Origin of the sequence: Pseudoalteromonas rubra, assembly GCF_000238295.3 — a bacterium.
In the GTDB taxonomy this organism is placed as follows: domain Bacteria; phylum Pseudomonadota; class Gammaproteobacteria; order Enterobacterales; family Alteromonadaceae; genus Pseudoalteromonas; species Pseudoalteromonas rubra.
This window is the reverse complement of record NZ_AHCD03000044.1, coordinates 391,668-415,227: the sequence shown is the minus strand read 5'-3', so window position 1 is coordinate 415,227 and position 23,560 is coordinate 391,668. Positions and strand designations below refer to the sequence as shown.

Annotated in this window: 18 protein-coding genes; 7 read left to right on the top strand and 11 right to left on the bottom strand. The window is 48.9% G+C overall.

Going from position 1 to position 23,560, the window contains the following annotated elements; all coding sequences use genetic code 11:
• Positions 1–40 precede the first annotated feature (40 nt).
• The 4 genes from PRUB_RS22775 to PRUB_RS22760 are packed head-to-tail and all read left to right on the top strand — an operon-like array spanning position 41 to position 4,333.
• Positions 41–1,660 (top strand): YHYH protein, encoded by a 1,620-nt coding sequence (locus PRUB_RS22775; protein WP_010379980.1) that lies wholly within the window; start codon positions 41–43, stop codon positions 1,658–1,660.
• A gap of 16 nt (positions 1,661–1,676) precedes the next feature.
• The gene (locus tag PRUB_RS22770) at positions 1,677–2,180 is read left to right on the top strand and encodes a hypothetical protein (RefSeq protein ID WP_010379979.1); all 504 of its coding nucleotides are present in this window, start codon (positions 1,677–1,679) and stop codon (positions 2,178–2,180) included.
• Positions 2,181–2,216: 36 nt separating this feature from the next.
• Positions 2,217–3,656, top strand: a complete 1,440-nt coding sequence (locus PRUB_RS22765; RefSeq protein ID WP_010379977.1) for an ATP-binding protein — start codon at positions 2,217–2,219, stop codon at positions 3,654–3,656.
• Positions 3,656–4,333, top strand: coding sequence for a response regulator (locus tag PRUB_RS22760; protein ID WP_010379975.1), 678 nt, complete (start codon positions 3,656–3,658; stop codon positions 4,331–4,333). Before PRUB_RS22765 ends, PRUB_RS22760 begins: the two co-directional genes overlap by 1 nt.
• 14 nt (positions 4,334–4,347) lie before the next feature.
• Here PRUB_RS22760 and PRUB_RS22755 read toward each other — a convergent pair whose 3' ends face one another.
• The 4 genes from PRUB_RS22755 to PRUB_RS22740 all read right to left on the bottom strand — a co-directional run bounded on the left by PRUB_RS22755 (position 4,348) and on the right by PRUB_RS22740 (position 9,401).
• The gene (locus PRUB_RS22755) at positions 4,348–5,358 is read right to left on the bottom strand and encodes a tetratricopeptide repeat protein (protein WP_010379974.1); all 1,011 of its coding nucleotides are present in this window, start codon (positions 5,356–5,358) and stop codon (positions 4,348–4,350) included.
• 65 nt (positions 5,359–5,423) lie between these two features.
• Positions 5,424–6,560, bottom strand: coding sequence for a hypothetical protein (locus PRUB_RS22750; RefSeq protein ID WP_198452417.1), 1,137 nt, complete (start codon positions 6,558–6,560; stop codon positions 5,424–5,426).
• Positions 6,561–6,643: 83 nt separating this feature from the next.
• Positions 6,644–8,275, bottom strand: a complete 1,632-nt coding sequence (locus tag PRUB_RS22745) for a trypsin-like serine protease (protein ID WP_010379972.1) — start codon at positions 8,273–8,275, stop codon at positions 6,644–6,646.
• A 373-nt stretch (positions 8,276–8,648) separates the two neighbouring features.
• Positions 8,649–9,401 (bottom strand): substrate-binding periplasmic protein, encoded by a 753-nt coding sequence (locus PRUB_RS22740; RefSeq protein WP_010379971.1) that lies wholly within the window; start codon positions 9,399–9,401, stop codon positions 8,649–8,651.
• Between the two features lie 480 nt (positions 9,402–9,881).
• Here PRUB_RS22740 and PRUB_RS22735 point away from each other — a divergent pair, with 480 nt between their 5' ends.
• Complete coding sequence (locus PRUB_RS22735) at positions 9,882–10,289, top strand: hypothetical protein (protein WP_010379970.1); 408 nt, start codon at positions 9,882–9,884, stop codon at positions 10,287–10,289.
• Positions 10,290–10,503: 214 nt separating this feature from the next.
• Positions 10,504–13,080: a reprolysin-like metallopeptidase gene (locus tag PRUB_RS22730; RefSeq protein WP_010379969.1), complete on the top strand. Its 2,577-nt coding sequence runs from the start codon at positions 10,504–10,506 to the stop codon at positions 13,078–13,080.
• A gap of 66 nt (positions 13,081–13,146) precedes the next feature.
• Here PRUB_RS22730 and PRUB_RS22725 read toward each other — a convergent pair whose 3' ends face one another.
• The 4 genes from PRUB_RS22725 to PRUB_RS22710 form a co-directional block, all read right to left on the bottom strand.
• A complete protein-coding gene (locus tag PRUB_RS22725) occupies positions 13,147–14,169 on the bottom strand; it encodes a glycosyltransferase (RefSeq protein WP_010379968.1) in 1,023 nt (340 codons plus the stop codon).
• 4 nt (positions 14,170–14,173) lie between these two features.
• Positions 14,174–15,292 (bottom strand): UDP-galactopyranose mutase, encoded by a 1,119-nt coding sequence (gene glf, locus PRUB_RS22720; RefSeq protein WP_010379967.1) that lies wholly within the window; start codon positions 15,290–15,292, stop codon positions 14,174–14,176.
• 290 nt (positions 15,293–15,582) lie between these two features.
• Positions 15,583–15,984, bottom strand: coding sequence for a ribosomal maturation YjgA family protein (locus PRUB_RS22715; RefSeq protein ID WP_010379966.1), 402 nt, complete (start codon positions 15,982–15,984; stop codon positions 15,583–15,585).
• Between the two features lie 67 nt (positions 15,985–16,051).
• Complete coding sequence (locus tag PRUB_RS22710) at positions 16,052–16,165, bottom strand: glutathione S-transferase N-terminal domain-containing protein (protein WP_010379965.1); 114 nt, start codon at positions 16,163–16,165, stop codon at positions 16,052–16,054.
• Between the two features lie 307 nt (positions 16,166–16,472).
• Here PRUB_RS22710 and PRUB_RS22705 point away from each other — a divergent pair, with 307 nt between their 5' ends.
• Positions 16,473–17,657, top strand: a complete 1,185-nt coding sequence (locus tag PRUB_RS22705; RefSeq protein WP_010379964.1) for a cellulase family glycosylhydrolase — start codon at positions 16,473–16,475, stop codon at positions 17,655–17,657.
• Between the two features lie 3 nt (positions 17,658–17,660).
• On the opposite strand, the gene PRUB_RS22700 is transcribed toward PRUB_RS22705, so the two are convergent.
• From PRUB_RS22700 to PRUB_RS22690, 3 genes are all read right to left on the bottom strand, one after another.
• On the bottom strand, positions 17,661–18,032 hold the full coding sequence (locus PRUB_RS22700) for a nuclear transport factor 2 family protein (protein ID WP_010379963.1): 372 nt from the start codon (positions 18,030–18,032) through the stop codon (positions 17,661–17,663).
• Between the two features lie 109 nt (positions 18,033–18,141).
• The gene (locus PRUB_RS22695; protein WP_021032674.1) at positions 18,142–20,427 is read right to left on the bottom strand and encodes a S9 family peptidase; all 2,286 of its coding nucleotides are present in this window, start codon (positions 20,425–20,427) and stop codon (positions 18,142–18,144) included.
• Positions 20,428–20,495: 68 nt separating this feature from the next.
• Complete coding sequence (locus PRUB_RS22690; RefSeq protein WP_010379960.1) at positions 20,496–23,300, bottom strand: TonB-dependent receptor plug domain-containing protein; 2,805 nt, start codon at positions 23,298–23,300, stop codon at positions 20,496–20,498.
• Positions 23,301–23,560 lie beyond the last annotated feature (260 nt).

The following is a 23,560-nucleotide window of genomic DNA, read 5'->3' as shown; positions in this document are numbered from 1 at the left end:
CTAGACTGAATAATAAGACAACAGCTACTTTGAGGTTTGCATGAAACAACTATTCTTAATCGCGTTCTGTAGCCTGCTGACAGCCTGTGGTTCAGGTTCATCGGACTCAGCCGCCACAACGCAAACCGATGCATCATCGGATACCAGTAATACTGCGCAAAACGACACAAGTGACAGCCAAGGCGACACAAGTGACAGCCAAGGCGACACAAGTGACAGCCAAGGCGACACAAGTGACAGCCAGGGCGACACAAGTGACAGCCAAGGCGACACAAGTGACAGCCAGGGCGACACAAGTGACGACTCAGCCGATGACACAACACAGTCCTCCACATTAAGTCTGACCAGCCCGGCGTTCAACAATCAAGAGGCCTTGCCGACCAGCTACACCTGTGATGGTGATAACCTGTCACCACCATTAAACTGGGCAGGTGCACCTGCTGATACACAGGAGTATGCAATCAGCATGACCACTGCCGCAAATGAGCAACATTGGTTGGTTTACAATATAGATGGGGACATTGAATCAATGGCAGCAGGCGCCTCAATCGGTACCCTCGGCAATAACAGTGTAAATAACGAACAAGCCTATGCACCGCCCTGCCCACAGACTCCGGGCCAGCACCTCTTCACTTTTACTCTGTACGCACTGTCTGACAGCCCATCTCTGACTCAGAATATAACGCTAGACAGGGACACTTTTCTTAGCGCCATCGATTCTCTGACTCTGGACACCGCCACCTTAACGGTAAGCATAAACCGTTTTCCTGATGTCACACTCAGCGCCTGTGAACAGGTGCAGCAGTCAGTCAGCAACGCCGAATTCAACGATGTTGCAGTCACCTGTGACACTGAGTATGCCTATATCACATCCGATACATACCCGGATCATGATCTGATGAATGGGATCACTGGCAGCAATGAACAGATCCCCGTGCCCGCCCCCGGGTATGCAGCACCCATTCGGCTTGACCGGCAATTAAGTGGCACCCCGACCAGTATCGATGCGGCACTTGGGGTCGCAGTAAATGGCGTGCCCATTTATGATTATTCATCCCAGGGTGAGCTGGATCTGTATCAGTACGACCCGAAAGTGGATACCAAGGCACTTGGGCAACTCGATAACTGTGGTGGGCACGCCGGGCGTGGAGATGACTACCACTATCATGCCACGCCCACCTGTATGATTGCCGCCATGCAAAATCAGGGCGATGATGCCATCCTGGGCTGGGGTTACGACGGCTACCCATTGTATGGGCATAACAACCCGGATGGCACTGCAATTGAAGACGGGGCATTGGATTTATGTCATGGCCAGACTGATAGTAAATACGGTTACCGATACCACACATCGGATCAGGCCCCTTATGTGTTTCAATGTTTAATGGGTGAAGTGAATACACAGATCCTGCCCCGTGTTGCCCCTTTAAGTAGCGATAACCCCCAAATGCGCGCCAATCTGACGCCGCCGCAAGGCGGTGTGAGTAACCTGCAACATACCATTTTGGCAGATGGTACTCGTAGCATGACCTATTCGCACCAAGGTACCCAGTACTATGTCAACTACACCCCAATCAGTGGACAGGAAAACTGCTACCGGTTTGAACAAAAGACCGTCAGCAATGGCGGGATCGTTGAAACTGGCACCTTGTGCCGATAAAAAAGAGGTAAGTCCTATGAAATACGTGCTCTGCCTGCTAATGATGAGTGTTCTGAGTCAGGTCAATGCCGCGATGGCACACAGTATAGACAGCAATAAAGCCAGACTCACTCTGAGAGATGGTCAGGCAGAGTTGCGTTTACACATTGATATGCAGCACTGGTTCCAGGCCCTTCAGGATCCGGCGGCCTGGATGCTGGGTGACACCAATGTGGTAATGGCACCCAATCTGACTGCAACACAGCAACAGGCCTTTCTTAAAGACCTGGTTGAAAATAACACAGTATTGCACCTCAACAAGGCCGTAGTTGCCTTGCAGCTGAAAAGCTTGCACACTCTGACTCACCCTACGGGCCAGGCTGAGTTAGTCCTGGAAGGTTTGCACCACAACAAGGGTCAGGAGATTGAACAGGTTAGCCTGACACTGCCCCCCTCACTGGGTGCGATTCACCTCAATGTGGTCAGGCCACAATATCGCATGCTGGCAGCAGGAAAAACGGCACTCATTACTTTCAATTGACGGCGTGCACAATTACCACGCATACAGGAGCCACATTTGAACCTTTTCGCCAAACTGTTTCTGGCCATCGTGCTCACCAACCTGGCAATCATTGCCATCCAGCTAGGGTTAACGGCGGGCAGCCTGACCAGCGACTTTGCGACCTTGGTTGAGCGCAGCGAAGAAAGTCATATTGAGCAAACTCGTGCGCGTTTGCTGGCTTTTTATCAACGCGAAGGCAGCTGGCAAAAGTTACGCCACAATCGCCGCTTGTGGCAGCAGCTGATGCAGCCGCAACAAACACAACAACACAGTGACGGTCGCCATGACAAAGCGTTTAACCCGGCCCAGCATGGTGACCGCCGCTACTTTGATACCGGCAAACGGATCAGCCTATATGACAACAACAAGCAGCGCATTGAGGGTAAGCCCACATTACAAAGCAACCGCTACCAGCAAGCTCTGAAGCTCAATGGCCAGCTCATTGGCTGGCTTGGCTGGGATCCTGTCCGCATCAGTGAACCCGCAGCCAGTAAACAGATAAGCAATGACGAATTTATTAGCCAGCAACTGAGCAATTACCTGTGGATTGCCTTGTCGGCACTGTTACTGGCGCTGCTGATGGCCTGGCTCGTCTCAAAACAACTCAGCAGGCCCATTCAAAGACTCATGCAATGCACCGACAAGCTGATGCTAGGGGATTTCAGCAGCCGGGCGAACCAAACCGGCAGTGATGAACTGGCGATACTGGCAAGGCGCATTGATCAGCTGGCACAGATCCTCGAAGATAACGAGACAAGCCGTCGTCAATGGATGTCTGACACCTCCCATGAGTTACGCACCCCACTGACCGTACTCAAAACTCAGCTTACAGCCATCGAAGATGGCGTCTTTACTATGGATGCCGACAAAACAGCATTGTTACTGAGCGAGGTCGATAATCTCAGCCGACTGGTCGACGACCTGTATCAGCTCACCAGCGCAGATGTGGGTGGCTACCGTTACAGCATGGCCGAAATTGACCCTTTGCCTCTTCTTATGCAAACTATTCAGGGGCTTGAAAGTAAAATTGCAGAACGCGCTATTACTTTAGATGTGAGTGCACTGACACATGCTATGACGCTCGCGCCTCGAACCGTTGTGGCAGATAAAGAACGTCTGTGCCAGCTATTCGCTAACCTGATAGAAAATGCCAGACGCTACACAGATGCCGGTGGCCAGATAAGGGTCGTGATTGGTCATGAGGCCAGTCGGGTGATCATCCGCATCGAAGATTCGGCTCCGGGTGTTTCTGACGAACAAAAAGTCAGATTGTTTGAGCGTTTTTATCGGGTCGAACCATCCCGAAGTCGCCTGTATGGTGGCAGCGGACTCGGACTGGCTTTGTGCAAAACCATAATAGAAGCACACCAGGGCAGCATCGCACTAAGTGATTCTTCTCTGGGCGGGCTCTGTGTCACTCTCAGCCTGCCCTATCAACAACAAGAGAACCCATAATGAACAAGTTGCATTTGCTGATTGTTGAAGACGAAGCCAATATTGCCGACGTACTTATCGCCTATGCCAGGGCTGAGGGATATAACGTCACACACCTGGAACGTGGTGATGGTGTGGTCGCATTCCTGCAACACCATCAGGTCGATCTCGTGCTGCTGGATCTGATGTTACCGGGTGAAGACGGACTCAGTATTTGCCGTCAGGTCCGTCAATTCAGCGACATACCTATGATCATGATCACCGCCAAAAAAGATGAAATTGATCGGTTGCTTGGCCTGGAGTTGGGGGCAGATGACTACATTTGCAAGCCTTTCAGTCCCCGGGAAGTTATGGCCAGGGTTAAGGCGGTGCTGCGTCGCTTTGCACCCAGGCAGCAAGACGAGCTCAAAGCGGGAGACTTCATTGTCAGCGCGGCTCAGTTCACCGCCAGTTATCGGGCTCAGCCATTGGAATTGACGCCCAGTGAGTTTAAGTTACTGACTTTGCTGCTTAGTCATCCACAACAGGTCTTTTCGCGTGCCCAGCTCATTGAACATCTCTACCCCGACAATGACGACATTGTCGACCGCAATATAGATACCCATGTCAAAAATATTCGTAAAAAACTCAGCACCATTGCACCTGATCAGACCCCCATTACATCTGTCTATGGCGTAGGGTACAAATTTGCTGGGTAATGGCAGCGATAGACTTACCAGTTACAGGCTTTAACCACCTGATACCAGCTACGCTCAAACTCTCTGACTATCACCGGCTTTGGCAAATTAACTTCAACACCCATGGGCTTTGCCAGGTGCTGAAATACCAGCCGACGTATATTGTCATCCTGAAGCTGGGTGTACGCCAGTTTCAGACTGTTTTTACTCTGCTGACTGACCGGATGACCTTCAAGCTGCATAAACCGGGCATTAACCCAAAGTAACATGGCCTGCTTGGTTTCGTTGGGAAAGGACGCGGTCAGTCTGGAAGTAGGCCCGTACAAACGCTGATAATTCAGCAGTTGCTCCTGGATAATAAAAGCAAATAACAGATTCACCCCCGCAGAGATCTGTCCGGAACGTTTATCTATTTCCTGATAACTGGCAAGCGCTTTTCGAAACTGCCGCTCAGCCTCTGCAACTTCACCCAACTCTAATGCTATGATCCCTAGATTATTATTGATTATGCCATTTTTTGATGTAATACCGGCCTTATCAGCAATACTCATCGCCCTGCCATACAAGCGTCTGGCTTTGGCATAATCACCAAGTTGACGTGAAACCAACGCCAAACTATTAGTCAGTACTAACTTCTGCTGCTCCGACTGAGCGTACTGATAGGCACACTCCAGGCTCAGCCTGGCATCATTAAGGTAATTATGGCGACGTAACCAAATACCCAGCGCACTCAATGCGGTGGGAAGTTTTTCGATAAAGTACGGGTGATTATGGTGGGAAAAAACGGCCTCCAGAGAATATTCCATCTGTGTCAGTTGATGGGTCGGCACGGCTGCACGCATGCGAATGAAGTGCCAGCGTAAAAACAAAGAGGTCGGCAACTGCTGAACATTATCAAGCTGCTCCAGCAACACTAAGGTCGTTGCCGGGTCTACCGTCAGGTAGTCTTCAGCTTCCTGAAGTTTATCAATCACCTCACTGGGTGTAGCAGCCCATAATGTCACCGGGAACAGCATCATCCACAGGCCAATCATCGCTCGTAACATCACCCGTTCCGCTTTTGCTTATCTCCTGAAACTATAGAATGCACGCAGCAATTGTTCAAAGTCACTCACTGATGTTCGAAGTAAATACGATAAGTGCTGGACCAGATTGGATAGTCCACTTCCATCAGATAACAGCGGTAGTTAGCAGGGTCAAGGCTGGCGTAGCGGAACAGATAATCAAGCTTTTGCTGTTGCACTGTATCCCAGTGCAATGCCTGCGCGCCAGCATTTAAATCAATCAAACGTAGTTCTGGAAATTCAGGCAGGCGCTCGGTCCACATATCCTCTACGCTGAGCTTTCCTTCTTCCACTTTTTGGTTGCCATGATAACAACCGACATTCACGCAGCTGTGGCGATCCAACTGTTTTTCTATCAATACCAGTAAGCGCAACTTTTTGGCCGGATTTTTAATCGAAATACTGGTAGAGCTACACTGACTGTCGTGGCTTAACGGGTCAACCAGCTCATCCGGATTATTAAAAATAAAAGTTGCATCAAAACGATCATGGTCCGCAATGGGGTCAAATACCAACCCGCTGTTACCGGGTGAATAACTGGCAAAGGCCTGGTGCAGCCCGGGCGTTGATAGCTCTTGCGCAATGCCGATACTGAAACGTTTTGATTCAACACGACAACTGGCATCTATATTCAAAGGGGCGATAAAGTCATCATTGTGCGGGTGGGTGTAAAACTGCACGAAAGGTGCGGCGCCGGTCTCGCGCTTGATCTGCGATTTGCTGATCATGGCCACTTCCTGCAAAAACCCCTCACGCCCTTTGCCCCGGGTTAGCACATAGGCACAAAAAATCTCTTCCATACTCATACCAAGCAGCGACTTGGCCGCGTAATACAACTGAGCCCGCTTATCCTCACCAGAGAGATGTACATCCCGAGCTTTCACTTTGTCCTCTTGCCGATTGTCCAGTAATCGTTTTAGCTCTGCATGACTTCTTGCATACTGAGGAATGGTTGCAGAAAAGCGCTCACTCACCTGACGCCACTGCACTATCAAATCACAGGGGATATGCCCTGTCAGCTGCTCACCCAGCACGCTCAGCGCCTGTTGCCCGGGTAAGTGGTAGAGTACCTGTTCGCCAGACTTGGCCTTGTATGCATTAAATAAACGCTGACTGGTTGAGCGATGACACCCAATATGGCGGGCAAACTTTCTTAACACGCTCACCCAGTCTGCGTAATTCACTGTGTGCCTGATGACTCAGTCCCATGATCTTCTGTATACCGTTTACTTTCTGATAGATTACCCGGGACTGAGCAAAAAAGCGACTAGTTACAGGTGCCTACAGATTTCCATGGACCCCAAGGACCTGACTGGGCTGGATCTTCACCCTGCACCCACCACTGGGCTTCATATACCTGACCACCTTTAGCAACCAGATCACCTGTGTTGTACACTGTGCCAGGACTCCAGCTAGGAATACCCTGACAGTTGTTGTCACCACCAACGGTCACCTGTTTCGAAAGGGTGCTGTTTTGACCCTGATCATCTGTCACAGTCAGGCGGATTGTGTAGGTACCCGCAGCTGCATAGGTATGCGTCACAGAAGACTGAGATGAACTCTGACCATCACCAAACTGCCACTGGCTTGATACGATTTGACCATTGTCTGTGCTGGTATTAGTCAAAGTAACACTCAAGCCTGACTGAGCTACAGTGAAACCTGCAACCGGCGCCGGATCACCATTGCCACCGCAGCTATCCAGTTTCTTCCAGACATTCGGGTATAGATCCGGCTGAGCACCAGAAGACCACCAGATGGCCTCATAGATATTGCCCTGATAAGACACTTTGTCACCTAATGCATAAGAGGTGGCACGATCCCAGGGTGATACATCACACACAGGCGGCTCGCCAATGGACACAACCTGAGACACGCTGGATGTCTGCTGTGCAGTATCAGTCACGGTAAGCGTCACATTGTAACTTCCATCCGCGGCATAGGTATGACGTGGGTTTGCTGCGCTTGAGCGGTTGCCATCACCAAAGTTCCAGTCATAAGCTGTGATGCCATTGTCATCTGTCGCGCGATTCGCAAAGCTCACTGTCATGCCAGAAACCGACGCACTAAAATCAGCAACTGGTTTTTCATCCGTCGGGTTATCCGGGCTCAGACCCGTTTTACGCTCAATCCAATCTAGGTAGCTGGTTGTACGAGTAAATGCTGTCGCGCCAGAGCAGGCAATACCCCAGCTCACAGTACCTATGCTGTAGAAATCGTTACCAACACGGACCGCATAAGGACCACCGCTGTCACCATTACAGGCTGAACGACCACCTTCGCCGCCACCACAAATGACAGAACTGGGAATGTTAAAGTTAAGCTGACTGCTACAACTTGCATTGGAGATCACAGGTAGCTGAGCTTCGCGCAGCACGTCACTCGGACGACCGCGGTTAGAGGTTAATCCCCAACCTGATACCGTCGGGTAAGCGCCAACGCCGGCATACTGATCCGCAATGGACTGTGTTGGTAACTTAGCCGGGGTGTATTTGCTTGCAGCAGGCGTTGCCAGGCGCAGTACGGCAATATCATAGCCGGAGCGGATACCGTTCGCACCTCGCCAGTTTTCATGCATAATAATCTGAGATACACGCAAAGTATCTCCGTCACCACGGCTGATAGAATGGGCGCCAACACGGACTGTCAGACTGGCTGTAGAAGCATTGTCAAGACAGTGTGCTGCGGTTAACACCCAATTTTCGCTCAACAGTGTACCACCACAGCCCTGACGGCCATTCATCAATAATGCCACTTGATATGGCCTTGAATAAGCTGGAGTTTCAATACCACCCACAACGCTAGGAGTGATATCAGGCAGGCTCGATTGTTGTGTATTCGCAGAGACGGCGGTTGCTGATAGTGACAATACAGCAGCAGCCAAAAGTGTAATTTTCATGTTGTATCCTTGTATGGTTATTGCTCAAAAAGCAATCTAGAAATAATCTGAGATACACACAAAGATCAATGGCTGAGATGAAAAAAACAACTGGCTGGACCAGTGGTAAATTTAGTCACTTCTTCATCATTAGTTTTTATTTTAACCACTTAAATGTAACAGATGTTTTACAGTTAAACGCGAAATTTATTTCACAAATATTTAGACAAAAGCGTTTTGGTAAGTTTGGAACGTTTTAAATAACAAGGACTTAAATTAGAAAAACACGGACTGACTGACTTACATTTGACACAATTTTGTCATGACTAAGGCGCAAAAATCCCAGCGTCTCCTTGCATGCGTATCCCCTGGAATATAAACCGGTAAATATGACTCAGAAAGGCAGCATTTTGATGCCATATTTATGGTAGATTTGGCTGATCTCGCCTTGCTCCATCATGAACTGTAACGCCTGATCAAGCTCTCGCTTGAGCTCACCATGCTTGGGTTGAATGCGCATTGCAACCGGCAACTTGCTTATCTCATAAACTTCTTTAAAGCCTCTGTAAGCCGGTATGGTCGCAATATAGTAGGCCGCTGTGACATCGCCAATCATGATATAATCCAATCGGGTATGAGCCAGCTGTACCAATAGTTCTCGCTCCGAAATATTGTCATATACCGCAATTTTCCCCGCCCCAAAATGGCGCTCAAACGGCCCATACCGATAACCACGTACGCGTCCCATCACTTTGCCATAAAAGGACTCAGGCTTTTTATAAGCACGTGCTTCTGCACGACCCAACACCACCTCGCGAGAAAACGCATAGTCAATACTATAAATGCCCGGTACTCGCGAGCTTTTTCGCCAGCTGGGATTGACCCCTGGCTCAATATCAATTTCACCCGATTCAAACGATTTATGCCCGCGCGCAACCGACAGTGGCACAAACTCAAACTCATGTCCCGTCAATTCACCAAGGCGGGTAAACATATCCTTAAATATGCCGGCCTGCTCTCTGCCATCCAAATAGTTATAAGGTGGATTTGCACCGTGATACACCAATACAGAATAACGTGCAGCCTCTGCGCCTGCGCTCAGTACAATACATAAGACAAGCACAACACAGTGGTTGACTCTAAGCATCACAACCAGCCGAAATTAGCGCCTGGTTATTTTGATTGGCATCTTGATTCATCGTTTACGCTTTCGGTTAAAACAGATCTTAAGCTTAGTTAAGCAACACGCTTAGGCAAAGGAATATAAACAAATTGTTATCCAAACATCGGATATTTAAGTTATCTGAATAAGAAAAAAGAACCAGCAATATGAAAATATTCATACACACAAAACAGAAGCGTAGTAAGCACACACTCACAGCCAGGAAAAATCAATAATCGAGGTTAAATTGAATGAAAATTGCACGAAAATAAAAATATATAAATAAAACTTTCTTTATTTCGTCTATTTATCGAAACATAAGTTTCATGATAATGTACCACCATGAGTTCAAAGGCGCGGTGACACGCACCGCGTCATTGTCATCTGCTGTGATTCTGGGCAAAGGGTTACCCTTGATTTATTACGTCTGATCTCAGCGCTTTATAGCAAAAAGGAAGTTTATTTATGAAAAATGCGTTACTTGTTTCTTTACTCTCACTGGCCAGCACAACTGCACTTGCAAATGCCACACCTTCTGTCTCCCAAACTGAACAGGCACCGACCCGGGCTGGATACAGCAGCGTTGATGAAGTCATTGAATATGGCCGTCAGTATCAGGAGATAAAAGGTCAGCTTCTGGATACTGGATATGAACTTCAGTCATGCAACCAGCATGTACTGAACTACTTTGTACAGCCAGCGTCCACCGTGTATCTGTACGCCCAAGCGGAATGCACCTTCTCTCGTTCAGTAGGCGGTGATTACTCACTGGAAACCGACTATGCCATGGTTAAAATTGACGTTGAGTATCATCAGTTCAACCAGCTCTTTCACGAAGGAACAGTCAACGTCAATTATGTCACTGTATACTAAGGTATAAAGACCAAACAGCGTTACGCTTTCAATCAGTAATCCGGCAAGGACAGCGGGATGATGATTCTGACCTCAGGCCGCAGACGTGCGGCCTTTTTCGTTTTCGTGTCAAGCACTATGTATCAGCCCGGATACAAAAGGCAGACAATCAGATACCCAGCTACCAGCAACAAAACGCTACAGTCCTATTGGAATTCATCAATGGGATACGATTATGAAAAAACACCTAATAGCGCTGGCCCTGTCACACGTCGCCTGCACCTACGCAATCGCCGCTTCCCCGCTTTGGCAAAGTGTGGAACAACACCATGCCAAGCCACAAAACCATCACAGTCAATATCTGTTGGACCAAAGTGCGCTGCACGCGCAGCTCAGTTTACTGAGTGACACGCAAACAACCTCTCTGATGCTCCCTCTGCCTGATGGCAAGCTGGTTGAATTTGTCCTCAAGCCAAACCAGGTCATGGCGCCAGCACTGGCAAGCAAATTCCCGCAGATAAAAACATTCAGCGGCCATCAAAAAGACAACCCGATGCACTACGGACGATTTGATCTGGGGCCAAACGGCTTTTTTGGTGTCTTTAACTACCAGGGACAACGCATCTACCTGGATCCACAACCACGCTCGGGCAAACACCACTACCGCAGCTATACTGGCAGCAGTCAACCCACAGACAAAAAAACGCTGAAACAACACGCGCCTCGCAAACATCACCGACATGCGCAGATGGTTGATCGTCTGGCACAGCCCGAGCAGAACAATGAAGCCGACACGCTGCCAAACACGCAGATCACCTATCGTATTGCAATTGCCACCACAGGTGAATACGCCCGCTTTCATGGTGGCAGCAAAGAAACAACACTGGCAGCCATAGTGACTATGGTCAACCGGATCAACGACGTTTATGAGCGCGACCTGGCAATAAAGTTTGAACTGGTTGGCGACAATGACAAGTTGCTCTTTATCGACCCGAATACAGATCCTTTCGACAATACGGATGAGGATATTGATAAAATAAGTGAGCAAATCAATACCCTGATCGGTGCTGATGGCTATGACATTGGGCATTTGGTTGGCACAGGTGGTGGCGGCCTTGCCGGGTTTGAAGTTGTTTGCACCGAACTCAAAGCGGAAGGGATCACCGGCAGCGAGGAGCCCACCAATGACGCCTTTCATATCGACTATGTTGCGCACGAAATAGGCCACCAACTGGGTGCCGATCACACCTTTAATGGTGAAGCGGGCGCTTGCGGTGGTAACCGCGCGCCAGGAAGTGCCTACGAGCCGGCCAGTGGGTCAACCATCATGGGTTACACCGGCATTTGCGATGAGCAGGATCTGCAAGCCAATTCCGACCCTTATTTTCATATCCATTCTCTGGACCAAATGAACCGCTATGCGCGGCTATCATCGGGTAAAAACTGTGGGGTTCATACTGAACGCAGCAACGTCAAACCACAAGTGAACGCCGGCGCAGATCGCACTATTCCGGCGCGCACGCCTTTTACTTTAAGCGGGACTGCTACAGACAAAGAACAAGATACGCTCAGCTACAGTTGGCATCAGTTTGACCTGGGCGAGGCGTCTGCGGACAAAGCCCAGGACAGTATTGATGATGGTAAAAGACCGCTGTTCAGGACTTTTAATCCAAACAACACGCCACAACGCACATTGCCAAAAATGGCAGATATCTTGTCAGGTCAACCAAGTTTTGGCGAAGCCTATGCCACCACGACCAGAGCGCTTAACTTTCGCCTGGTTGTCAGGGATGGTCAGGGTGGCGTGAGTGATGATGCGGTGAAAATCGCCGTCATTGGCAATGAGCAGGGATTTGCCGTGACCCTACCAGACGGGTCGAGCCAATGGCGTGGCAACACACAGATAGTGAAATGGCACACTGCCGACACAGAAAACGCCCCGGTATCGTGCGAAAATGTCGATATTTTACTTTCCGAAGACGGCGGCCAGACATTTGCAACCGAGTTGGCAAAGCAAGTACCTAATTCCGGTCAATATGAAGTGCAACTCGGCAATATCCGCACCGAGCAGGCCCGCATTCAGGTCAAATGCCATGACAACATCTTCTTCGCAATCAACCAGGGTAACTTCAGTATCAATAGCGAGTCTGCTGGTGACACAACGCCTGAGATCACAGGGCAAAAACCGCTTAGCCTCGACGAAGATGGCAGCTTGCAGATAAAACCGGATGATCTGATCCTGGCACAAACAATGACCATAGACGCAATCACTTTAGCCAGTGGCGCACACTACCAGGTCACGGGTACAACACTCACACCTGCTCCGCACTTTCATGGCAAACTCAGTGTGCCGGTAACGGTAACCAGCGGCACACTCACCAGTGCGCCTTACACACTCACCGTCACAGTAACACCAGTCAATGATGCCCCTGAGGCGAACAATGACACATACAGCGTTGACTTTGCATCGCAAAATAATGCGCTCACTGTAATCGAGAACGACCAGGATGTGGATGGTGATACGCTGAAGATAAGTAGCGTGGATTATCGTGGTGCAGGCCAGGTGACCATCAGCAATAATCGGTTAGTGTATACACCACAAGATGATTTTTCCGGCACTGAAGTCTTTCGTTATGATATCGAAGACGGACAAGGAGGCAGCGACTATGCAACCGTAACGGTGACTGTTAAAGCCAATCCCAATCCCGACGATGGCGGTGATGACGATAAAGACGACAACAGCTCAGGCTCGTTCGGCCCATGGGCAATGCTGAGTGGATTGTGCTTGTTGCTACGCAGGCGACGCCGCTAAGCGATCAGGCCAGGGGTCGGCGTATTAAGCCTGCCACCTGGCCATAGTTATGAATCTGAGCGTTCGTTAAACCAGTCTGTCCAGAGCACGAGTCAGGTACTGACCCGATTGCACATCCGCTTTAACTCTTTGCACATTCTGCTTCATCTGGTCGATTTGTTCAGGTGTCAGCTCCGCAAGGCGCGTTTTGATGTCACGTAACGAGCTGACTTTAAAACCAATCCCCTGCTCCTCAACAAAGTCAGCCATGGCTGCCTTGTCCCAGATGATGATAGGCATGTCACACAACAAGTACAAAGACAGTTTATGTGGGTTATTGTACTTAAGGTACTGACCCGTCACGCCATCACAGGTATCGAGCGTGTTGCCATACCAAACCAGACCAAAGTCTCCGTCGATATGATCGATCACCTTGTCCGACGGGAAACACCCTTTATAGTCCAGTATCGTATTGTTGATGTTTTTGACTTTCTTCTCATCATAACCAACACCATACAGGTCAAACTTAAAGTTGCCGCGCTCCAGCCCATCCAGCTCATATACAAATGGACCCATGTTACCGGCAAACACCACCCGAATCTGATCATAGTCGGTTGGTGTACGCTGGGCATTCGGGTTATCGCTATGCAGATAGTCGAACGCTTCGATGTTGGTAATCTCAGCTTGGATGTTCTGCTCTTCAAACCAGGCGCGCATTTTGTCGTTATGCACAATCAACTGATCTGATTTATTGAGCATATTGATTTCTTTCTCTGAGTGGCCGTACTTACCTTTAAGGCTGCGCACGTCGTGCACCAGTGTCAGCACTTTACTGTTTTTCAGTTTTGCGCCCCATAAACAGTAACCGTAAAACTTGTTAAACGGGTACTGCAAACACACCGTACTGCCCGACTTCAGTCTCAACAGCGCCCAGCTTACGCCCAACGCACTGATCAGCGTACCCAGTATAGAGTTTGCAATCCAGGTCTGCTTAAAGCCGATATTTTGCCAGCCGTTATTCTGCAAAATAGTCTCACAGTCCATCTTTGCCTTACCGGCTGCATCAAACTTAGAGCGGTAATTTCTTGCGATATAAACTTTACGACTCATGATGTTATGCCAATTCCTTGCTCGTTAATGCCAGTGCTGCTTCTATGGTGTCGTCCATATCATAATATTTATAGTCGGCAAGACGACCACCAAAAATAAACTTATCAGCATACGGGGCTGTTTTTGCCAGCTCCTGATAACGTGCTAACAGTGCATTATTAGTTTCGTCGTTAATTGGGTAGTAAGGTTCGTTGTCTTTACTGAACTCATGCGGATATTCTTTGGTGACAACGGTTTTTTCCTGCGTACCAAACTCAAAGTGCTTATGCTCCAGAATACGCGTATACGGCACATCGCGCTCGGTGTAGTTCACCACTGCATTGCCCTGGTAGTTTTCCTCATCCAGCACCTCTGTTTCAAAATGCAGGCTGCGATATTCTAGCTTGCCAAACTGACAGTCAAAGAACTCATCAATTTTACCTGTGTACAATACTTTGTCTGCCAGCTTGTTGAGGTTTTCAGCATCTTCAAAGTAGTTCACACCCGTTCTGACTTCCACACCTTCAAACAAGGCGTCAGTCAGGGCATTGTAACCGCCGATCGGGATCCCCTGATAACGGTCGTTAAAGTAGTTGTTGTCGAAGGTAAACCTGAATGGCAGACGTTTGATAATAAATGCCGGGATTTCAGTGGCCGGTCGACCCCATTGCTTTTCGGTATACCCTTTGATGAGCTTTTCGTAGAGATCGCGACCACCCAAGTACAATGCCTGTTCTTCGAGGTTTTGCGGTGTCAGGTCAGCATACGGCGCACGCGCTTCAGCGATTTTCTCTTTTGCCTCTTTTGGTGTGGTCACGCCCCACAGCTGATAAAAGGTATTCATATTAAAAGGCAGGTTATAAAGCTTGTCTTCGTGTCTGGCAACCGGCGAGTTGACATAGTGATTGAATGTCACGTAACGATTTACGTAATCCCACACCTGCTGGTTGCTGGTATGAAAAATATGTGCACCGTACTTATGTACGTTAATCCCTTCAACCTGTTCACAGTAGATATTACCACCAGTATGGTCGCGCTTATCTATCACCAGGACTTTCTTACCCTGATCGGTTGCTTCTCTGGCGAATACAGCACCAAACAGGCCTGCACCGACAATCAGATAATCGTATTGAGCTTCATTCATTGAAATTTGCCTTTGTGAATCGTTCATGGCTCTATCGTAAGCGCAAAACTATATCAGAAAAAGTGAAGAAATGATTATTCATCATGCCGTAAAGCACAAAATAGTCCCCGAAATATGCGCAATTTAAGCTTTTTTTACACGCCCCGAAGGTAAGCCAAAAAGACAAGTAATTTTTTGTTATCAAGTCGAGGAATAAATGAACGGCATTTGCTCATAAATCGACTATCTGAGAAAACAACCAGCACGTCGGTTTCAACAAAAATAAGCGAAGCGGTTTAACGGATATCTTGTTAGCCTGGCTTTTGACGCGCAAGGATGTGTTTATCCAGGCCGACTGCCATCAGGATCCCCAGCGTATAACACACCAGATCACTGACTTTAAAGCCAAAGCCCAGCACCAGTGCGCCTAGGCGTGTATGACGGATATCGTTAAGCCATTGAGCCTGATAAAGCTGAGAAAACTCAATCGAAAAGGCAAACCCTACAGCCAGCAAAGCAACCACAGTGGTGCGTGCAGCTGGCCTCACGCAGCAACATAGCCAGAAAACCATCATTGCCCACAAGGTATCACCGGCATAAAGAGAGAGCAGCCTGGGCAACTCAATGAGCGAGGACCTGCTGAGCAGGCCGAGCAATATCGTGACTAAGACTAAGCCTGGATACAGAATAAGACTACGTCTGATAAAAACCATAGATGCCATACCTCTTCTAACAATATACGCTAGTATGCTTCGCGCGCTGTTAACTCGCTAAAGTCGCTCATAATTCAAAACGACCACCGAGTTCAATATGGGTATAACTTACCGCTAGCTCTTCGAGTAACCAGCGCACTTTCTGGACGTTAAATGACGTCATGCGGCCATACAGTTCCATGGCAATTCCTTGTTTTTATTATTAAGAAAGATGAATAAGAAACGCATTAGTTCCCATAGTGAAACCATGTAGTAATATCAGAAAACGATTTAACCGACAAAGCCCCTTAATCACCGCCCGTATACACCTGCAAACTAGCTGATGACACAATTCCATCCAATGACAATACTTAACGATCAAAACTAGACTAAAGTCTAAGCTGCTCCTCCCGTTTTTCCATTATGTTGGATAGGGTCTGTTGACAATTTTACAGGTTATTTATCAAAAAGCAGATCAACAGAGCCAACACATGTAAAGGAGCAAAATTATGAATTTTAAGCACTTAGTCGCTATTTCACTCACCGCCGGACTGGGAGTCAGCCAGGCTTATGCAGCAAGCTGTCAGGGAGTTAATACTTACCCCGACTGGACACAAACAGACTGGCAAGGCAATCCCAGCCACGCCAATACCAATGACAAAATGCAGCATCAGGGCAAACTTTATCGCGCAAACTGGTGGACCCGCTCAGAGCCTGGTAGCAGCTCAGCCTGGCAATATCTTGGCCGCTGCGATACCGGCAATCAAATCACACCGGTTGAACGTTATGGCAAACTCAGCGTATGCGGCACCGGACTGTGCAGTGAGCAACAACAACAAATTCAGCTACGTGGCATGAGCAGTCATGGCCTGCAATGGTATGGACTGAACAAATGTCTAACTGGTGCATCACTGGATGTACTGGCTCAGGACTGGCAAGCCGATATTGTTCGCCTCAGCCTGTACGTGCAGGAAGGCGGTTATGAAACCGATCCGGCCGGGTTTACCCAACAGATGAACACCCTGATCGACATGGCCAGTCAGCGTGGATTATATGTTCTGGTGGACTGGCATCAGCTAAATCCGGGCGACCCAAACTATAACCTTGACCTGGCTAAGCAGTTCTTTACTGACATAGTCACTGCCAACAAAAACCGCAACAACGTGATTTACGACATCGCCAATGAGCCCAACAATGTAAGCTGGCCTGAAGTGCGCCACTACAGCGAGCAAATCATCCCGGTTATCCGGGCTATCCAGCCTGACGCATTGATCCTGATCGGCACCCATGGCTGGTCTACGTTTGGCGCATCGACTGGCGGCAGTGTGCAGGAGGTACTGAACGATCCGGTACCGTTCGACAATATCATGTACACCTTCCACTTTTACGCGGCATCACACAAAGACTATCATCGCTCCGTACTCGATCAGGCCTCTGATGTACTACCCGTGTTTGTCAGTGAGTGGGGCACGCAAAACTACGATGGCGATGGCCCGAATGATCCAATCAGCTCACAGAAGTATATCGACCTGATGAAACGCAAAAAAATCAGCTGGACCAACTGGAATTATTCCGACGATTTCCGCAGCGGAGCAGTCTGGCAACGCGGTACCTGTAACACTCAGAACTTTGTCGACAGCCAGCTCAAAGAGGCCGGTACCTGGGTCAAAGGCTGGATCAGTGAAGGCAGATAATCATTAAACCAACGCAAAGGGCGCGCAAGCCGTGCCCTGATGATATTTAAGCTGCCACCGGCCCTGTGCCAACACCCAAATGGAGCAGCGCTTTGCAAACTCGCTGACTGCTCCATGTTGGCCAACCAATGCGCATTGATAACGCAACAGGTACACATCCGGTGCCAGCTTGTCACAACTGTAATTCTGCGCGTGTACACGCAGCTGAGTAGGCGATTCCTCGTCCATCATGGCAACAATGGAATCAAAGTTGTAGCTGGTGCCCGACATGCCAACTTCCGCAAAGTCAGCATGCAACAGACGCTCAATGGCATCACGATTTTGCCGGGTCTCATACTGATGTAGCTCAGTTTCTTGTGCTATCAAAACTTCCATTTTTACGCTCCTGAGTAATGTGCTGAACTTACAGCAACCTGAGCTAACTAAAGTAACGCTGTGAGCGGTATATAGTCAAAGCCCAGGTTGTACTGCGCCCAGGCTTTCATCAGTGTTTGATTGGCTCAATACCTTTAAGATGGCGTAAAAAATAATCCCAACGCAGACGCACAAAATGCGGATGCTCGTCGAGTACATGGCCCATATTGGGATAAATCATCAGGTCAAACTGCTTATCCGCTTTTATCAGCGCAGAGACCAGCTGCATGGTCGCAGCAGGATGTACATTGGTGTCCAACTCGCCGTGAGCCAATAACAGTTTCCCTTGCAGGTACTTTGCCCAGGTCAGATTAGACTGCTCATCCCACTCTGGTGTCACTGGATAACCCATCCAGATTTCATTCCAGCCCGCTTTATCGACCCGGAAATCATGATTTCCCGACGCCGCGACACCAACCTTAAAGAAATCCGGATATTTAAACAACGCATGCGCAGTATCATAACCACCGGCACTAAAACCAAAAATCCCGACCCGATCACTGTCTATGAAAGCATGTTGCTGTGCCAACTGACGAATGGCCGCCACATGATCGTCCGCGCCCCCACCGAGGTTCTTAAATGAATACTCATGGAATGCCCGGCCGCGTTTATTGGTGCCCCGCCCATCCATTTTGATCACCACAAAACCCAGTTCAGCCAGCGCATTGGCCTGACGTGAATAGGTATTAAAAGATTTAGGTGTAAAGAAGTTATGTGGTCCGGTATAAATGTCATCAATGACCGGATAACGCTTGTTGGGATCAAAGTTGGATGGCAAGTACATTAAGCCATACAGCGACGTTTTACCATCCGCAGCCAGCACCTCAAATGATTGCGGCGGACGCCAGCCTGTCGCCTGCAAATCACTGATATCCGCCCGTTGAATTTCTCTCACCACTTTCCCCGTGCGGCTATCTCGCAGCACAGTCACAGGTGCCTGTGACGCCGTCGAATAGGTGTCTATCACATAGTTAAAATCGGGAGACAATCGCGTATCATGTTCAGCAGGCTCTGGAGTGAGCAGAGTCAGGTCGCTGCCATCCAGGTTAACCCGGTATAAATGTCGGAAATAGGGATCCCTGTCAGGCTCTCTCCCGGACGCTTCAAAGTACAGCTGCTTGCGCTCGGTATCTATGCCTCGGATCACCCTTATCGTCATCTCACCTTGCGTGATCGGATTCAGTAATGCGCCGCTGCTGGCCTGGTACAAGTACAGGTGCTGATAACCACTGCGTTGCGAGCTCCAGATAAAAGCATCCAGCTCCGGCAATGCCCAATATGTTTGTACCCAGGGATCAATATATTTATCGTCACGCTCTTCAACCAAAACCCGCACCTTAGCCGTGTGCGGATCCACTTCGCGCATAAAATACTGACGATTGCCCCGGCGACGGTCATGATACACATAGCGACCATTGTCTTGCCACCAGCCCCACAGTGCGCTGCCATAGTAAGTCTGCATCACAGGCGGAGCATCCAGCTTGATAGCCTTTTTCTTATCGGTGTCCACCAGCACCAGGCTGGCTTGTGGTAACGTCTCTTGCCCGGCTGAAGGATAGTAATAACGGACCGTTTTCGGTCTCAAACTCGCCTCATGATCAGACTGAACCAAAGTGTATAAGTCAGTACCACTGCGATCCAGCTGATAAGTGATTAGATAGCGGCTATCTTTGGACCACGTCAGTGAGACGCCTTCACGCTGATAGTCTGTGCCTGCCTTAAAGCTGCGCGCCGGATTTGGGTGCGTTGCAGCATAAGGGCGCTTCTCAGTGCCGTCCCGGGTGAGTGCAGTGCGCTCCCCTGAATACTTATTGACCAATATCAGATTATGGTTTTCGACCACCACTTGCCACTGCCCATCAGGAGAGACGCCTTGTTCTGGTTCTTCGGTCTGTACACGCACCTGATGATCACAGGTATATGCAGGCAGGGTGCAGGACCATTGCGTCTGTTCAATAGTAAAAGCCAGCCGGGATCCGCTCAGCGTAATTTGCTTGAACGGTAGTCCCGCTGCTGACACCTCGGTCAGACCTTCTGCGCGCAATACATCGGCAATTTTCTGATGATCAAACGCCGCAGACTGTGTGTTCTTGCTCGGATCAACCAGCACAAAGCGGTGACCATGGCCGTGCTGCTGAACAAACCAAAAACGACTCCCTTCATCCAGCCAGTTTGCAGTCAATTTATCGTTTTTGACTAACGGGGCGAGATTGTGCGGCAAGAATTGTTCAGCCCGTAAATAGAGCTTCTGACTATCTCTTTGTTGCTCTGCCTGTGATTTCCCGACGGGAAGACTCTGACAGGCTGTCAGTATTAAGCTTGAGCTGAATAATAGTGCCAGTGTGCGCTGCAACATAAACGGTCTCCTAAACCAAAAAAAGCCCACTGCGCACAATGCGCAAGTGGGCTGGGGGAAATAAGGGATCAAAAACGAACTTTGGCCTGTAAGAAATACTCCATACCGACCGGGTTGTACTTATTGATATCGGCGAATGGCCACCACTTTTCAGATTCATGCTGGTGCGGCTTTTTATCGAACAGATTGACCACACTCAAAGACAGACTAATGTCTTCGGTCACGTCATAGCCCGCTTTCAGGTTCACTGTGGTCCAGGCCGGATAGCGCTCTGGTTGCTCTGCGTCTTCAACCGGCGAAGTACCCAGACGATTAATGAACAAAGAGGCTGACACTGCTTCTTTATGCCAACCCAATGTCAGGTTTGTTTTGGTCCGGAACGTGTTATTCCAGGGTAAATCACGAATGTCTTCCACCTCATCTTCAGGCAGGAACCGAAACGGCGATTCAAAAATATGGCTGTAGTCGAGCTTGGCTTTGAAAGTACCAAATTCATGGGTGTCAATTTTATAACTGGTACTGAAATCAACACCGGTTTGTTGGCGGAAACCAATGTTATACGGTATGGTCGACACACTGGTGACGCCGTCCTTTGGGCCGCCTCGCTGAACGCGCGACAGAGCATCCTGACACTTAGGTGAGTTTTTATCTATGTTGCTATCAAACTGACCAAAGCCCAGTAAGCACTCAGCCTCATAACGGAACAAACCATCCATAGTCATCACGCCAATCTGGTTTTCCAGATGAAGTTTGTAAAAATCCAGGGTCATTGACCAGTTATCTGTGATGTCTGCCACCATACCTATGCTGGCACTGTAACCCGTTTCTTCTTTGAGCGATAAGTCGCCTTCTGTGTATCGGCGAACACTGCCTGAGTTATAATCTTCAGAACAGAATTTCCACCCCTGTCCGGCGGTTAACCCTTCTTTGGTTGCACACTCATAAAAATCAGTGCCCGACGCGAAGGACGAACTGCGCTCAGCATTCATCACGTGCATATCCGGCGCACGAAAGCTGGTTGCATAGTTTGTGCGTAACATGAGCTCCTCCATTGGTCGCCAGGTCAGCCCTAGCTGATAGGTTGCAGCACCATTGACATCAGATTTATCGTCATAATGGTCATAGCGTGCGGCCAGTGTTGCATCCAGTTTGCCAGCACCACTGCTTTCATCCAGCAACGGGATAGCCAGCTCGAACCCGATGGCGTAGTGGTCACGATCTCCTTTACCCCGGATCCCACTCCAGCCGTAAATATCCCCATCTACCGTTGGCTGATCGGTGATAAACTCATAGCTTTCCTGAATAACTTCGGCCACAGTCGCGAACTGCAAAGGCCCGCTATCCAGCTCCATCAGGGTGCCCGACAACTCAAATGCCAGGTTATACATAGAAGAGTCCCCTTTACCGACTGAGGTGTGCGTAACGTCGTTAAACATGTCTGGCGTCAGCTCACCGAGAATGTCGAAATTTTTTGGGGTGTAGTCACTGTTAAGCTGGCTGGCGTTTACCGTTACCCAACGGCTGCCTTCCCAGGGCTGGTCCCAGTCTTTGCCTTTTTCGCCAAAAATTTTTGCCAGCATCTTTTGATCATCAAAACGCACGACACTGTCTTCATAATCATACTGACCGCCAGAAAAACTCACACTGTAATCATACTCGCCCGCGATCACACCGCGGATCCCGGTGATAAAAGTCAGAGATGTTTCATCAAAAACCTGATTGGACGTGGGTACTTCGTGGCTTCTGAAAGTGCGATAAAAATGACGGCTGCCCAGCCAGGAATCCCCATCGGCTAACTCACCTCGCACGTCGTAATCCGCTTTGAAGCTATATCGGTAAATCCCTGCCTCCCCCTCGGATTTCATCGCAATGATATCCGCATACAGAGATGTATCAGCATTCAAGTCATGATCCAGGTGCAAAAACATAGAACTGCGGTCCCTGTCATTCCTGACGGTGTAAGTCTCATAGGTATTATCACCACAGTAATGGGGCGTATCCGTGTCTGAGCCAGTTTGCTTGAACGGCGTGCGATTGACGTTGTACACCGCTTCATACCCGACTGCTGCGCACTTATCTTCAATGTCGATTAGCATGTAGGGGTCCGGCTGATATCGGGCCCAGTAAGACATAACCTGAGTAAGGCCATGGCGGGTTTCATCCGGGCCATCCGTTGGTTCATCAAACCAGCCCCTGTCATCACCATGAATGGGCTTTCGTTGGTCAAGTTCCAGACCCAGGGTAAAATTGGTATCACCAAAAGACCCACCGGTTGTAAAGCTCAGCTTGTTTGAAGCGCCCCCTCCATCTTTGGTATCGCCCCGACGATATGTTAAGGTGGATTCATCCACATCATCCTTTAAAATCACATTGACCACCCCGGTCACCGCATCCGAACCATAAATGGCAGAGGCACCACCGCTGAGAATTTCAATCCGCTTGACCGCATCGCTGGGAATTGTAGCCAAGTTTGTGACGTTGCCACTCACGGTGCCTGAGGGTTTAGGCAATACAGGAATGCGACGACCATTGATTAACACCAGGGAATAAGAGGAACCAAATCCCCGTAAATTGAGCGCCTGGGCATTGGCATTGAAGTTATTGGAATTAGCTTCACCAATGAAAATACCACTGTTTGACGAAATTGCGCTCAGCGCATCAAAGACATTGGCATGACCCTGCATCTGAATGTCTTCGGCCGTAATGGTCACCAAAGGAGACGCCCCTTCAAGATCTGCACGCTTTATCCGTGAGCCTGTTACTTCAACCACATCCATGTCCTGATTTTCAGATGCTTGCTGCTCGGCATAAACCGGAACAGCACAACCCATAGAAACGCACAGCGCCACCGCTGACTTACGAAAATTTAACATACCGAATTTCCTGTTGTTATTTATTGCTTTTTATTGAAGATCGGTACGACTATAGCTCAACGGTAAATTGTATACAATATTTAATATCCCATTATGAAAAATGTCATTTTTATCCAAATCAGTGACCACAGTGCTAGCAAAACTTCTTCGGCCAGGACAAATGGTCCGCATTCTTCCAGTCAGATAATCAGGAAAATCAGGTTTTTTACTCGAGACAATGGTTCATCAATCAAGCCAGCCATACATACACGTTTGACTGA

Bases quoted from the DNA above. Each gene is read 5' to 3' on its own strand.
- PRUB_RS22775 (WP_010379980.1), top strand. From the start codon at position 41: ATGAAACAACTATTCTTAATCGCGTTCTGTAGCCTGCTGACAGCCTGT.
- PRUB_RS22770 (WP_010379979.1), top strand. From the start codon at position 1,677: ATGAAATACGTGCTCTGCCTGCTAATGATGAGTGTTCTGAGTCAGGTC.
- PRUB_RS22760 (WP_010379975.1), top strand. From the start codon at position 3,656: ATGAACAAGTTGCATTTGCTGATTGTTGAAGACGAAGCCAATATTGCC.
- PRUB_RS22755 (WP_010379974.1), bottom strand. From the start codon at position 5,358: ATGTTACGAGCGATGATTGGCCTGTGGATGATGCTGTTCCCGGTGACA.
- PRUB_RS22745 (WP_010379972.1), bottom strand. From the start codon at position 8,275: ATGAAAATTACACTTTTGGCTGCTGCTGTATTGTCACTATCAGCAACC.
- PRUB_RS22740 (WP_010379971.1), bottom strand. From the start codon at position 9,401: ATGCTTAGAGTCAACCACTGTGTTGTGCTTGTCTTATGTATTGTACTG.
- PRUB_RS22735 (WP_010379970.1), top strand. From the start codon at position 9,882: ATGAAAAATGCGTTACTTGTTTCTTTACTCTCACTGGCCAGCACAACT.
- PRUB_RS22730 (WP_010379969.1), top strand. From the start codon at position 10,504: ATGAAAAAACACCTAATAGCGCTGGCCCTGTCACACGTCGCCTGCACC.
- PRUB_RS22725 (WP_010379968.1), bottom strand. From the start codon at position 14,169: ATGAGTCGTAAAGTTTATATCGCAAGAAATTACCGCTCTAAGTTTGAT.
- glf (WP_010379967.1), bottom strand. From the start codon at position 15,292: ATGAATGAAGCTCAATACGATTATCTGATTGTCGGTGCAGGCCTGTTT.
- PRUB_RS22715 (WP_010379966.1), bottom strand. From the start codon at position 15,984: ATGGTTTTTATCAGACGTAGTCTTATTCTGTATCCAGGCTTAGTCTTA.
- PRUB_RS22710 (WP_010379965.1), bottom strand. From the start codon at position 16,165: ATGGAACTGTATGGCCGCATGACGTCATTTAACGTCCAGAAAGTGCGC.
- PRUB_RS22705 (WP_010379964.1), top strand. From the start codon at position 16,473: ATGAATTTTAAGCACTTAGTCGCTATTTCACTCACCGCCGGACTGGGA.
- PRUB_RS22700 (WP_010379963.1), bottom strand. From the start codon at position 18,032: ATGGAAGTTTTGATAGCACAAGAAACTGAGCTACATCAGTATGAGACC.
- PRUB_RS22695 (WP_021032674.1), bottom strand. From the start codon at position 20,427: ATGTTGCAGCGCACACTGGCACTATTATTCAGCTCAAGCTTAATACTG.
- PRUB_RS22690 (WP_010379960.1), bottom strand. From the start codon at position 23,300: ATGTTAAATTTTCGTAAGTCAGCGGTGGCGCTGTGCGTTTCTATGGGT.